The organism is Methylocystis sp. JAN1, assembly GCF_052186135.1.
In the GTDB taxonomy this organism is placed as follows: domain Bacteria; phylum Pseudomonadota; class Alphaproteobacteria; order Rhizobiales; family Beijerinckiaceae; genus Methylocystis.
This window is the reverse complement of record NZ_CP181499.1, coordinates 2,449,363-2,461,852: the sequence shown is the minus strand read 5'-3', so window position 1 is coordinate 2,461,852 and position 12,490 is coordinate 2,449,363. Positions and strand designations below refer to the sequence as shown.

Sequence of the window (12,490 nt, the reverse complement as noted above, 5' to 3'; positions counted from 1 at the left end):
CTGGTCGGGCCCACGCATAACCCATCCGGCCGCGCCGAAAAAGGCGCGTCGTCCCCCAAGCGCGAAACGTTATCCGGCGTCGTCAGTTGCACAATGAAACAAAAAGCGGCCCTGACCAGGGCCGCTTCGCATCGGTTTCGCTGGACGCGACTTACTTCTTCTTGCCGTCCGCGCCGAACTGGGCGAGATAGGCCCAGACGTTGTCCTGGTCGCCTTCCGAGGCGAGGCCCTGGAAGATCATCTTGGTGCCCGGCACCTTGGCCTTCGGGTTCTTGATGAACTCCTTGAAGGAAGCCGCGTCCCAGGTGATGCCCGAGTTCTTCATGGCCTCGGAGTAGTTGTAGCCCTCGACCGAACCGGCCTTGCGGCCGTCGACGCCGTTCAGCTCCGGCGCGACGGCGTTCTTGGCGCCTTCGCCGATCTGATGGCAAGCTTTGCACTTGGCGAAGACCTTTTCGCCCGCGGCGGCGTCGCCAGCGGCGAAGGCCTGGCCGGCGGAAGCAGCGAAAGCGACGCTCGCGGCGAACGTCAGCAGGGAAATTGTCTTCATCCTTGATCCTTTCCTCATCCTCGGCGTCGCTATGCGACCGCCTATTCTTGAAACGCGCCTGCCAAAGGGTTGGCGCCTCGCGGGCGCTCTTTACACAACTTTGAAACTACAAGAACGGCCGCCCTGACACAATACCGCCACCCTGAAGTCTCATGGGAACAATGGCGGCTCCGGGCTGAACGAGTAATGAACCGCGCCGGCGCCTTCACGTCACCCGTCGCAAGGTCAGATTGACCCGCGCCCCCTGCCCTGCAAGCGGCGGCGGCAGCGGCGCCAGCATCGACGGAAGGACACGGTCGACGCCGTGGAAGCACAGCCGCGCGGGGCCGCCGAAAACGAGCGCGTCGCCCGACGACAGCGTAACGGCGACGGACTTGTCCGCGCGTTTGCGTCCGCCAAATCGGAAGCGGCAGTCGGCGCCCAGAGACAGCGAGAGAATCGGCGCGTCGAAATCCGCTTCGTCGCGATCCTGATGCATGCCCATTTTCGCGTCGTCGGAATAGACATTCACAAGACAGGCCTCCGGCGGCTTGGGATAGGCCGTCAACTCTTCCCAAATATCGAGGAGCATTTGCGGAATGGGCGGCCAGAGCGCGCCGGTTTCCGGGTGGCGGGGCTCATAGCGATAGCCCTTGTCCTTGTCGCTCATCCAGCCCAGCGATCCGCAATTCGTCATGCGCACAGACATGGGCAGGCCGGATTTCGGCATGTGCGAGACGAAGAGCGGGGCCTGCTCGATGACCGAGGCGATCTCGCGCGCAAGCCGCTCCTGCCCGGCGGCGTTCAGGAAGGCGGGATAGCGGAAGGCGCCGGGGATGATCTCCGTCATCGGCAAACTGTGTGCGGCGTTGATCTCGGCGACCGGCGGCCGCAACGCGCGCCGGTCAGTATTTCAGAACCTTCTTCGAAGCCACAGTCGAATCCGCGTTGAGCCCGTAAATAATCGGCTCGCCCGTCGCGAGTTCGAGCGTCGTCACGCTTTCGGGCGTGAGCTGGTCGAGCACCATGCAGAGCGCGCGCAGGCTGTTGCCATGGGCGGCGACGAGAACGCTCTGGCCGCGCAGCACAAGCGGCAGCATCTTCTGAACATAGAACGGCACGACGCGGGCCACCGTGTCCTTGAGGCTCTCGCCGTTGGGCGGCGCGACGCTGTAGGAGCGGCGCCACAGATGCACCTGGTCCTCGCCCCATTTCTCGCGCGCCTCGTCCTTGTTGAGGCCCGAGAGGTCGCCGTAATGGCGCTCGTTCAGCGCGCGGTCGCGCAACGCCGGCAAGCCGGCCTGCCCAAGCTCCTCGGTGATCAGGTCATAAGTGTGCTGGGCGCGCAACAGCGCCGAGGTGAAGCCGATGTCGAAGTGCAGCCCGCATCTCTTCAACTCGCGGCCGGCGCGGCGCGCCTCCTCGACGCCGAGCGGCGTGAGGTCCGGGTTCTTCCAGCCGGTAAAGAGATTCTTGGCGTTCCATTCGCTTTGGCCGTGCCGGACGAGGACGAGTGTGCGGTGCATGGTCATTAAGATCTCGCAGAACTCAGGCGCCGGTGAGGCCCAGCACGTCGGCCATGGAATAAAGTCCCGGCTCCTTCCCGCGGGTCCAGATCGCCGCGGCGATGGCGCCGCGGGCGAAAATCCCGCGGTCCTCCGCACGGTGCGAAAATTCGATCCGCTCGCCCATGCCGGCGAAAATCACCGTGTGATCGCCGACGACCGTGCCGCCGCGGAGCGCCGCGAAGCCGATGTCGCCGGCCTTGCGCGGGCCGGTCAGCCCGTCGCGACCGCGCGCGCTGTGCCCGGCGAGATCGATTCCCCTGCCCCTGGCGACCGCCTCGCCCAGAAGCAGCGCGGTGCCGGACGGCGCGTCGACCTTGAGCTTGTGATGCATCTCGACGATCTCGGCGTCCCAGGCCGGACCGAGGGCCTTTGCGGCTCTTTCAATGAGAACCGCAAGCAGATTGACGCCGAGACTCATATTCCCGGAGCGCACGATCGCGGTGGCGCGGGCGGCGTCGGCGATGGCCGCGAGGTCTTCCGGGCTCAGGCCCGTCGTGCCGATGACCTGCGGCACCCGCGCCCGCGCGGCGGCGCGAGCCATCGCCACGGTCGCGACCGGGGACGAGAAGTCGATGATGGCGTCGGCCTGGGCGAGCGCGGCTTCGATGTCGCTCGTCACCGGCACGCCGTTCGGACCCTGCCCGAAGGCGGCGCCGCTGTCTGCGCCGATTGACGACGCCCCCTCATTCTCGAGCGCGGCGACAAGCCGCACGCCCAGCGTGTCGGGGATGGTCTGGGTCAGCATACGACCCATGCGGCCCGCCGCGCCCACCACGACCAGACGCAAATCGCTCATTTTCTCAAGCCCTCGCCTGCGGCACTAACCCTTGACGCGCGAAGGGGCGACTCGGGCCTGCTGACGCGCTCCTCCCTATACAGACGGGAAGTCGTTAAGAGAAGCCTTCCTGTTGTCGCGGCAGATTCACACCTGCCCGAACGGGTGGTTATTTTTTGGGCCGGAACGCCTCCACCCGCGCGGGATCGGTGTCGATATGGGCCGCGCCGATCAAGTCGAGACAGTAAGGCACCGCCGGCATGACGGCGTTCAGGCAAAGCTCGATCGCCGCGGGCTTGCCCGGCAGATTGATGACAAGGCATTTTCCGCGATGCGCGGCGACCTGACGCGAAAGGATCGCCGTCGGCGTCTGCGACAAGGAGACCTGGCGCATCAGCTCCCCGAAGCCCGGCAGTTCGCGCGGGCAGGCGGCGAGCGTCGCCTCGGGCGTCAGGTCGCGCGGGCTGGGCCCGGTGCCGCCCGTGGTGACGACGAGGTCGCAGCCGGCGTTGTCGGCGAGGTCGATCAGCGTGTCGCGCACGCTCTCGAGACCATCGGGGATGATCCGTCGTTCGATGCGAAAGGGCGTTGTGAGAACGGCGGTCAGATAGGCCTCGATCGCCGGGCCGCTTTCATCCTTGTAGACGCCGGCGCTGGCGCGGTCCGAGGCGGTGACGACGCCGATGACGGCGGGGCGGTTGGTGTCGGTCATGTCGATAATCTCCCGCCGCTTTATTGGCGCGTCGCAACGGTTTTGTCAGCCGGCGACGCGGACGACAGAGCCGCCGCTCAATCCGAAACATCCAACGGACATGCGGGCCTGGCGGAAGCGCGCCCAGGAATTTCAGCAATATTTTCGGCCACATGGCGACACCGGCAAGGCTAATTCCACATATTCCAGAAGAGAAATTTTGAAATATCCATGTAATTTTTTTGCCTCATTTGGTGGTTAGTGGACCATCCTCACTTCCATTACGTCGTATCGGAATATGACGAGATGCATCTTCGTCGATGCATCTCGGATATTGCGTTGCGGCGTATCCGATGAGGAGCTCATAAACTGATGAAGCGTGTATCTGCTGCGTTTGTCGCCTTTGGTCTGACGACCGTTCCCGCCGCCGCGCAGGATTTCCTCTCCCAACTCTTCAGCGGCTCGAACGCACAGCAACAAGTTCAGTCCGGGTCCGGTCGCGCACATCGCGGCGCGCAAGCCGCCTCTTTTTCGATGCCGGAAAACGCCCGCTCTTTCGTGGCGAACGCGTCCTACTATGGCGGCGGCCCCCGCCGGTTCGAACCCAACGCCCATACGGCGAGCGGCGAACGCTTCAACCAATGGGACCTGACCGCCGCGCATCGCACCCTCCCGATCGGGACGAGGTTGCTTGTGACGCATAGCGGTCGTTCGGTCGTGGTGCGCGTCAACGACCGCGGACCGGCGGCCTGGACCGGCCGCAATCTGGATCTGTCGCGAGGCGCGGCCTCGCGCATCGGCCTTATCTCCCGCGGCACGGGCGCCGTTCATGTCCAGGTTCTGAGCGGAAGCTGAGTATAGATGCGCCTGGCGGCGCGCCGAACGCGACGCGCCGCCGCGACGAATACAGGCGCCCGGGGCGGGACTGGCCCCATTCGTCAGACGAAATTTGGCTCTCTCTATTTTGTTATTACTGGCGCTTTGCTCTACGGCAAATCAACGTAGTGTCGATCCTGCGATCTGCTCAAATAGAAAGCGGGAGAAATACCATGATCCAGCACGGCCGCAGCTCTTTGTTCAAGGCGCTCGCCTTTATTTCCGGCGGTCTCGGTTTTTTTCTTGTCGTCATGCATCAGGCGTCTCAACTTTTCAGGTGACCTCTCTCGTTCCCCCATACTGAAACGCCCGGCCTCGCCGAGGCCGGGCGTCGTCTTCAAGAGGTTCTGAGCAGTTGGACCAGGCTCAGACGAACCAAGCCGAAGGCCGGGATCGAGCAAAGTCGAAGCCCGCGCATGCCCGCAGATTTGTCCTTGGCGGATCGGATTCGTGGCTGGCCATGACGGTCCGCCTCCGCGCCGGATCGAGTGTCACGCCCCTCCGGACAGGCAGACAGCCGATTTGTCGTCAAAATGGCGCGTTCTTCGCCAAAGGCGCATAAAAGCTCGCGCTCGAAGGGCGTCGCGCCGCTCCCTTTGTTCGGTGATCGCCTCTCTTCGAAGCGAGCATTCCGCCGCCGCCCCGGCGTTGTTCCGCCGGGAGCGGCGCCAAGTCTCGCAGGGAAACGCGCCCCGCGCCAGAACACGCTGCGGCGGCGGCCGCTAGTCGCGCACGTAGATCTGGGCGCCTTTCTCCAAAAACTCTTCCGCCTTTTCCGCCATGCCCTTCTCGCGCTCCATCGCCTGCGCTTCCTTGCGGAGGTCCTGCGTGATCTGCATGGAGCAGAACTTCGGACCGCACATGGAGCAGAAATGCGCGACCTTGTGCGCTTCCTTGGGCATGGTCTCGTCGTGATATTCCCGCGCCGTGTCGGGGTCGAGGCCAATCTCGAACTGATCGACCCATCGGAAGTCGAAGCGCGCGCGGCTCATCGCGTCGTCGCGCTCGCGGGCGGCGGGATGCCCCTTGGCGAGGTCGGCGGCGTGGGCGGCGATACGGTAGGTTATGACGCCCGTTTTAACGTCGTCGCGGTCCGGCAGGCCGAGATGCTCCTTCGGCGTGACGTAGCAGAGCATCGCCGTGCCGAACCAGCCGATCATCGCCGCGCCGATGCCCGAAGTGATGTGGTCGTATCCCGGCGCAATGTCGGTGACCAGCGGCCCGAGCGTGTAGAACGGCGCCTCGCCGCAGGTCTTGAGCTGCTTGTCCATATTGGCCTTGATCTTGTGCATCGGCACATGGCCGGGGCCTTCGATCATCACCTGGCAGCCCTTGTCCCAGGCGATCCTGGTCAGCTCGCCCAGCGTCTCCAGCTCGGCGAATTGCGCGGCGTCATTGGCGTCGGCGTTGGAGCCGGGACGCAGGCCGTCGCCCAGCGAGAAGGACACGTCATATTTGCGCATGATGTCGCAAATCTCGTCGAAACGCTCGTAGAGGAAGCTCTCCTTATGCTTGGACAGGCACCAGCGCGCCATGATGGAGCCGCCGCGCGAGACGATGCCGGTGACGCGGTTCGCCGTGAGCGGCACGTAAGCGAGGCGCACGCCGGCGTGAATCGTGAAGTAATCCACGCCCTGCTCCGCCTGCTCGATCAGCGTGTCCTTGAAGACCTCCCAATCGAGCTTCAGCGCATCGCCGCCGACCTTTTCCAGCGCCTGATAGATCGGCACGGTGCCGATCGGCACGCTGGCGTTGCGGATGATCCAGCCGCGGATGTTGTGGATGTTGCGGCCCGTCGACAGGTCCATGACCGTGTCGGCGCCCCAGCGCGCCGACCACACCATCTTCTCGATTTCCTCGGCGACAGAGGAGGTCACGGCCGAATTGCCGATATTGGCGTTGACCTTCACCAGGAAGTTGCGGCCGATGATAACCGGCTCCAGCTCCGGATGGTTGATATTGGCCGGGATGATGGCGCGGCCGCTCGCGACCTCGTCGCGCACGAATTCGGGAGTCACGAACTCTGGAATGGAAGCGCCGAAACTTTCGCCGTCGGCGATGCGCGTCTTCGCTACGTCGAGCGCGCGCTCTCGGCAAAGGTTCTCGCGATGCGCGACATAGATCATCTCCTCCGTGACGATCCCGGCGCGCGCGAATTCAAGCTGCGTGACGGGCGCGCAGCCGGAGGCCCGATAAAGCTCGCGCTCTGCGGGACATGGCGGCGCGAGGCGGTCGCCTTCCGCAAAGCCGTTGTCCTCGGGCTTGATGGCTCGGCCTTCATAGGTTTCGAGGCCCGCGCGCACCGCAAGCCACGGCCGAGCTGAGGGGAGGCCAGCGGAGAGATCAGGCGAAAAGCTCTCGCAGCCATAGGGGCCGGATTGATCATACACCCGCAGCGGCGCTTCGCCGGATAACGGATCGAGCGGGATTTCCCGATAGGGCACGCGAATGTCCGGACGTCCGGCAGGCGAGGAATAGACCTTGCGCGACTTGCCAATGGGGCCGGTGGTGACGCTGAGCGGCGTGCGTTTGTCGTGGACGTTCATAGTCGCGCTTCCCTCTGGATCGCGCTCCTTCAAGGGGAGCGGATGTAGCTTGCGTCAGCCAGATGCGGCGTCGAACCCCTTTCTAGCCTCCCTTGCAGCGGGAGGGGAAACAGGTGGCGGCCCCTCTGCTCCCTCCCCCTTGCAGGGGGGAGGGCCGGGGTGGAGGTCAACCCCACCCCGTTTAACGCAATTCGTTAAGGTCACGCCAATGCAGGGCGGAAAGGGGAGTACGGGCGCAAGCCGCCCTGCCCTGGCATTCCCTCCGCCGGCATGACCCGGATCAGGTTCGACGGGTGCTTCTCAGCCGCGACGCGCGGCGCCCCTCGCCATCGGCGAAAAATTAGTCGCTCTCGACTTTCCCGGCAAGCGGCTAGAAATTGTGAGTTTTAAGAGCCGCTCGGACATATTGTTTCTGGATTGTCACATTTGCTTTTTGGAGTCGTGCTTTGGACCAAATCCGAGAGCGCAAGCTCGATGAGACGCAAAACCAGAGCGCCAGCCATGAAAAAACTTCTCCTCGCCTTCGTCCTTCTTCCCTCTTTCGCCTATGCGGCCGATGACGCCGTCGATTGCGCCAAGAAGCATGACGGCTCCGTCAAATGCGAAGTCAAGAAAGACAATGTCGTCATCGACGCCATCGAGGTGAACGGCGGCGATTGCCCGGTCTCGGGCAAGGACAAGGTTCTGCACCAAGCCTATAAGAAGGGGGACAAATTCGCCGTGCCGGGCAAGAGCGACGGTTTTCCGCCCGGCTTCGAGGATTGCAGCTATCTGCGCAAAGTCACCATCAAGACCCACGACGGCAAGAAGAAGACCTTCGACGCGATGTAGGCGGAGCCTGTAGAAGCACGCTCGCCGAAGGGCGCCCGCGCGCGGCGAGCGCCCTTTTTTCATACGCGGGCCGACTCACGGCTCAACGGGCCTCCACCTCGCGACGCGGGCGCGCTAGACTGGATCGCGCCGTCGGCGTTCGGGCTTGAATCCCCGAAACCCCGTGGGCGTGATCGATTCAGGTTTTAGAGCGGGCGTCATGCGAAAGACCGGCCGCGGCTTTTTCGCAGCGCGCTCCAGGCGCCGTTCCACCCCGCGATACTCGGCCGCATGACGCAAACCCTTCTCCACGGCCTCTCTTCCGACGAAGCCGTGCGGCGCCTTGCCCAATACGGCCCCAATGCGGCGCCCGAGGCGCCGCCGGTCGGCGTTTTCAAGTTCATCCTGCGCACGCTGAAGGAGCCGATGTTTTTCCTGCTCGCCGCGGCGGCGACGCTTTATCTTTTTGTCGGCGAGCTTGGCGAGGGGCTCTTCATGGTCGTGGGCGCGGGCGCGTCGATCGCGCTCGTGGTCTTCCAGGAATTCCGCAGCGAGAGGGCGCTGAGGGCGCTGCAGAAGCTCGCAGAGCCCATGGCTCAAGTCCTGCGCGACGGCCAGGAGCGTCGGGTCGCCGCGCGCGATCTCGTGCCGGGCGACGTGATCTTCATCGGCGAAGGCCAGCGCATAACCGCCGACGCCGTTCTTCTCGCCGGCGACGCGCTGGTCGTCGACGAGTCGATCCTCACCGGCGAGTCCGCCCCCGTCGCCAAGACGCTCGCGAGCGACGGCGCGGACCTCGCTTTTCCGGAGCCGGGCGGCGACTGCACCCCCTTTCTCTACGCCGGCTGCGTCATCGTGCGCGGGTTCGGCGTCGCGCGCGTCGGCCGCACCGGGCCGCGCACGGCGGTGGGAGGCCTCGGCGCGTCGCTCGCGGCCATCAAGAGCGAGCCTAGCCCACTCCAGAAGCGCACCGGGGAGCTGGTAGCGAAACTCGGCGCCTTCGCCCTCGCTTTCTGCGCGCTCGTCATCCTCGCTTACGGGCTCGTGCATGGCGACTGGTTCGAAGGCGCGATCGCCGGCATCACGCTCGCCATCGGCCTGCTGCCCGAAGAATTCCCGATGGTGCTGGCGATTTTTCTCGCCATCGGCGCCTATCGGCTCGCGCGCCAGAACGTGCTCGTGCGCCGCTCCTCCGTCACCGAGACATTTGGATCGACGTCGCTTCTTTGCGTCGACAAGACGGGCACATTGACCCAGAACCGCATGGTGGTCGCGCGCCTCTACGCCGGCGGCGCCGTCGAGCCCGTTCCCGACGCGCCGGACGCCGAGCAACACCGGCTCATCCGCGCGGCCTTGCGGGCGTCGAGCGTCAGCCCGGTGGACCCCATGGACCGGGCCGTCCATGCGCTCGCGGCGCGCCTCGAAATCCCCGCGGGCGGAACGGCGACGGAGAGCTTCCCGATCACGCCCGAGCTTCTCGCCTTCATCCAGTTCTGGCGGGTCGAGGGCGGCGCGTTGAAGGCGGCCAAGGGCGCGCCCGAGGCGATCTTTCGTCTCGCGAGCGTAAAGGAGGAACTGCGCGCCCGCTACGCGGCGGCGGTCGAGGAGCTGGCGCAGGCAGGCTTGCGCGTGCTGGCGGTGGCCGAATCCGAAGTCATTCAGGGCGCGCTCGAAGAGGCGCCCTACCGCCTCCTTGGCCTCGTCGCTTTCGAGGACCCGATCCGCGGCGACGTCCCCGCGGCGGTGGCCGCCGCGCGCCGGGCGGGCGTCGGAGTCGCAATGATCACGGGCGACTACCCCGCGACAGCGCTCGCCATTGCGCGCGCGGCCGGCATCGACACGTCGGGAGGCGTCCTCATGGGAGCGGAAATCGCGGAGACGCCCCCGGGCGAAGTCGCAGCGAAGATACGAGACGCGCGCGTCTTCGCCCGCGTCATGCCGACAAGCAAGCTTGCGCTCGTCGAGGCCTTCAAGGCGGACGGACACATCGTCGCCATGACCGGCGACGGCGTGAATGACGGCCCCGCCCTCGCGGCGGCCCATATCGGCGTCGCCATGGGCCAGCGTGGATCGGACGTGGCGCGCGAGGCCGCGCATATCGTCCTTCTCGACGACCGCTTCGCCTCCATCGTCGCGGGCATCGAACTCGGCCGGCGCATTTCGTCGAACCTGCGCAAGGCCCTGACTTACGTGACCGCAATCCATATTCCGATCGCGGGGCTCGCACTGACGCCGATCGTCATGGGCCTGCCGCCGATGCTGCTGCCGGCGCATGTCGTGCTGATGGAATTGATCATCGACCCGACCTGCTCGCTGGCCTTCGAGGCCCAACCCGGCGAAAAGGACGCGATGCTCAAGCCGCCGAGACCGCAGAGCGAGCCGCTTTTCGGGACGCGCGACCTGCTGCTTGGCGTCGCGCAGGGTTTCGCGGTCTTTCTCGCCGTGCTCAGCGTCTATGTCCTGGCCATTAGCCTCAACCGGCCGGAAGCCGAGGCGCGCGGTCTGTCCTTCTCGACTTTGATCGTCGGCAATCTCACGCTGGCGCTTGCGGACGCGCTGCCCAAGGGCGCTTCTCCCTTCTCCCCGGAAAACCTGCCCTTCTGGGCCATTGCAGGCGTCGCGCTGTCCGCCGTCGCGGCGGGCCTTTATTTCCCGCCCCTCGCCGCCCTCTTGCGCTTCGCTCCGCCGGCCGCCGAAGACCTCGCCATCGCCTCGCTTCTGGCGATGAGCGCCGGCGGATGGTATGGGATGTGGCGGCGGCTATTCGACTGACTTCAGCGGCAGCCCACGCCGCCGCGCCCGTTAACCAAGGTTTCAGGCGGCGCTCGACTGGCGTGGAATGGCGTTTACCTGATTAGCGGCAGCGTGGCTTTTTCGAACCTTAGGAAATTAGGACATGAGCAGGCAGAATTCCGGCTCCTATCCCCTCGGATATTCGTCTCACGAAGCGAACCGGCTCGAGCAACAGGCCGCCTTTCTCAATGAATTGACCGAGGAGGTTTTCAGGCGCGCGGGCATGCGCCCGGGCATGCGCGTCCTCGATGTCGGCTGTGGAATGGGCGACGTGTCGATGGCGGCGGCGCGAATCGTGGGAGCGAGCGGATCCGTCGTCGGCGTCGACCGTGACCCGGAAGGCCTGAACCGCGCCCGCGCCCGCGCATCGGCGGCGCAGCTGACCAATGTCGAGTTTCGTCAGGCGGAGCTGCCGCATATCGACGCGAACGAAAAGTTCGACGCTCTCGTCGGACGGCTCGTCATGATCTATTTTCCCGATCCGGCGGCGGCGCTGCGCGAATTGTTGCGCCATGTCGCTCCTGGCGGCGTGGTCTCGTTTCACGAGCCGGACCTCTCGCGCATCAGCACCATTCCGCCGGTTCCGTCCGTGGCTGAAAATGTCGATCGCCTGAACCTGGTCTTCGAGCGCTGCGGCTTTCATCCCCGCATCGGCGTTTCGCTCGGGCAGGTTTTCAGCGCGGCGGGCCTGGCGCCTTCGCTGCTCGGCGCGACGCGCATGGAGCAAGGCGGCGGCGGCTTCTGCCCCACCTGGCTTGTCACGACGATCCGAAGCCTGGCGCCCGCGATGGTGAAAACCCAGGTCGCCACCGAGGCCGAGATCGACATCGACACGCTGGACCAGCGCATTCGCCAGGAGGCGGACGCGGCGAACGCGCTTCTACTCGGCCCCTTGATGGTCGGCGCCTGGGCGGTGAAGCCGGCCTGATTCAGGCGGCCAGAGGAAACCGCTGGCGGCAGCCCTCGCGCACCCACAGGGCGATCGTATCGGCGACCCGCTCCCAGCCCGGCTCGAGCATCATGTCGTGAGCCATCGGAAAGATCACCGCCTCCGTTCCGTAGGACGCGGCGATGCGTTTCTGCGTGTGGACCGGGAAAATCGCGTCGTTCGCCGCGCCGAGCACGAGCACCGGCGTCCCTTTCGCGGGCGAGCACAAATCGCCGAACAACATGTCGAGATAAGCGAGAAAAGCCTCATTTCCGAGCTTGGACGCGTAGAGATCGACGTCCTCGTCCGACATGAGCTCGGAAAAGAAAAGGCGCTTCACGCGGTCGGGCGTCGAGACGACGGGCTTCAACTGCAAGGTCAGATTGGCCTGCAGCGCCCCGACGGGATCGGTGCGGATCAGCTTGCCCACGAACTCCGCCACGCCGTTCGGCGGCATGGAGGCGAGGAGCGCCGCGCCCGGCAGGCGGCGCCGCTCCATGAGCTTCTGCGTGAGGAATCCCCCCATCGAGTGGCCGACAATGACCGGGGGCGCGCGCAGGCGGTCGGCGATTTCCTCTATGTCGTCAACGAAATCCCTGACGCGCGTCGTGCGCAGACGCTCATGTCCCGCGCTCTTCCCGTGACCGCGAAGACTCACGGCGAAAACGTCGAAACCCTGCCGGGAGACGCGCCCGAGAAAGCCCCGATCCCAGCACCAGGCCCCGTGCCAGGCTCCGTGGACGAATAAGAGCGGCGGATTTTCACCGTCCAAATCGCCATTTCGGCGGATGACTTCCAGCCGCGCGTGGATCGGATCGCCGGATCCCTGCATCGCTATAGGCTCCCCACGCGCCTCTGCCGGCGCCGCGTCGACAATTCGACTTTCCTACCGCGTGCAAATGGATAGCCGCCAACCGGTTAAGTTGTCCTTGATTTATACCCTCGAAACCTCCTGATCGGGTCGGACCGTTACT

At 65.2% G+C, this 12,490-nt stretch carries 12 protein-coding genes and 1 riboswitch; of the genes, 4 read left to right on the top strand and 8 right to left on the bottom strand.

The window, feature by feature from the left end; all coding sequences use genetic code 11:
* Nucleotides 1-151: 151 nt before the first annotated feature.
* The 5 genes from ACNHKD_RS11725 to mog all read right to left on the bottom strand — a co-directional run bounded on the left by ACNHKD_RS11725 (nucleotide 152) and on the right by mog (nucleotide 3,584).
* A complete protein-coding gene (locus ACNHKD_RS11725; protein WP_442753666.1) occupies nucleotides 152-550 on the bottom strand; it encodes a cytochrome c-554 in 399 nt (132 codons plus the stop codon).
* Between the two features lie 205 nt (nucleotides 551-755).
* The gene (locus ACNHKD_RS11720) at nucleotides 756-1,379 is read right to left on the bottom strand and encodes an alpha-ketoglutarate-dependent dioxygenase AlkB family protein (protein WP_442753665.1); all 624 of its coding nucleotides are present in this window, start codon (nucleotides 1,377-1,379) and stop codon (nucleotides 756-758) included.
* 55 nt (nucleotides 1,380-1,434) lie between these two features.
* Nucleotides 1,435-2,061: a 2,3-bisphosphoglycerate-dependent phosphoglycerate mutase gene (locus tag ACNHKD_RS11715; protein ID WP_442753664.1), complete on the bottom strand. Its 627-nt coding sequence runs from the start codon at nucleotides 2,059-2,061 to the stop codon at nucleotides 1,435-1,437.
* Nucleotides 2,062-2,077: 16 nt separating this feature from the next.
* Nucleotides 2,078-2,893 carry a 4-hydroxy-tetrahydrodipicolinate reductase gene (dapB, locus tag ACNHKD_RS11710; RefSeq protein ID WP_442753663.1) on the bottom strand — a complete coding sequence of 272 codons (816 nt, stop codon included), beginning with the start codon at nucleotides 2,891-2,893 and terminating at the stop codon, nucleotides 2,078-2,080.
* 148 nt (nucleotides 2,894-3,041) lie between these two features.
* Complete coding sequence (gene mog, locus ACNHKD_RS11705) at nucleotides 3,042-3,584, bottom strand: molybdopterin adenylyltransferase (RefSeq protein WP_442753662.1); 543 nt, start codon at nucleotides 3,582-3,584, stop codon at nucleotides 3,042-3,044.
* Nucleotides 3,585-3,935: 351 nt separating this feature from the next.
* Between mog and ACNHKD_RS11700 the strand changes: the two genes are divergently transcribed.
* The gene (locus ACNHKD_RS11700) at nucleotides 3,936-4,418 is read left to right on the top strand and encodes a septal ring lytic transglycosylase RlpA family protein (protein ID WP_442753661.1); all 483 of its coding nucleotides are present in this window, start codon (nucleotides 3,936-3,938) and stop codon (nucleotides 4,416-4,418) included.
* Nucleotides 4,419-4,549: 131 nt separating this feature from the next.
* Here the strand turns inward: ACNHKD_RS11700 and ACNHKD_RS11695 are convergent, their stop codons facing one another.
* Complete coding sequence (locus ACNHKD_RS11695; RefSeq protein ID WP_442753660.1) at nucleotides 4,550-4,696, bottom strand: hypothetical protein; 147 nt, start codon at nucleotides 4,694-4,696, stop codon at nucleotides 4,550-4,552.
* 465 nt (nucleotides 4,697-5,161) lie between these two features.
* The gene (gene thiC, locus ACNHKD_RS11690) at nucleotides 5,162-6,985 is read right to left on the bottom strand and encodes a phosphomethylpyrimidine synthase ThiC (RefSeq protein ID WP_442753659.1); all 1,824 of its coding nucleotides are present in this window, start codon (nucleotides 6,983-6,985) and stop codon (nucleotides 5,162-5,164) included.
* Between the two features lie 239 nt (nucleotides 6,986-7,224).
* Nucleotides 7,225-7,319, bottom strand: a riboswitch (TPP riboswitch).
* 167 nt (nucleotides 7,320-7,486) lie between these two features.
* Here thiC and ACNHKD_RS11685 point away from each other — a divergent pair.
* From ACNHKD_RS11685 to ACNHKD_RS11675, 3 genes are all read left to right on the top strand, one after another.
* Nucleotides 7,487-7,816 carry a hypothetical protein gene (locus ACNHKD_RS11685; RefSeq protein WP_442753658.1) on the top strand — a complete coding sequence of 110 codons (330 nt, stop codon included), beginning with the start codon at nucleotides 7,487-7,489 and terminating at the stop codon, nucleotides 7,814-7,816.
* 270 nt (nucleotides 7,817-8,086) lie between these two features.
* The gene (locus ACNHKD_RS11680; protein WP_442753657.1) at nucleotides 8,087-10,567 is read left to right on the top strand and encodes a cation-translocating P-type ATPase; all 2,481 of its coding nucleotides are present in this window, start codon (nucleotides 8,087-8,089) and stop codon (nucleotides 10,565-10,567) included.
* A 124-nt stretch (nucleotides 10,568-10,691) separates the two neighbouring features.
* Nucleotides 10,692-11,516, top strand: a complete 825-nt coding sequence (locus tag ACNHKD_RS11675; RefSeq protein ID WP_442753656.1) for a class I SAM-dependent methyltransferase — start codon at nucleotides 10,692-10,694, stop codon at nucleotides 11,514-11,516.
* Nucleotide 11,517: 1 nt separating this feature from the next.
* Here the strand turns inward: ACNHKD_RS11675 and ACNHKD_RS11670 are convergent, their stop codons facing one another.
* Nucleotides 11,518-12,348 carry an alpha/beta hydrolase gene (locus tag ACNHKD_RS11670; RefSeq protein WP_442753655.1) on the bottom strand — a complete coding sequence of 277 codons (831 nt, stop codon included), beginning with the start codon at nucleotides 12,346-12,348 and terminating at the stop codon, nucleotides 11,518-11,520.
* Nucleotides 12,349-12,490 lie beyond the last annotated feature (142 nt).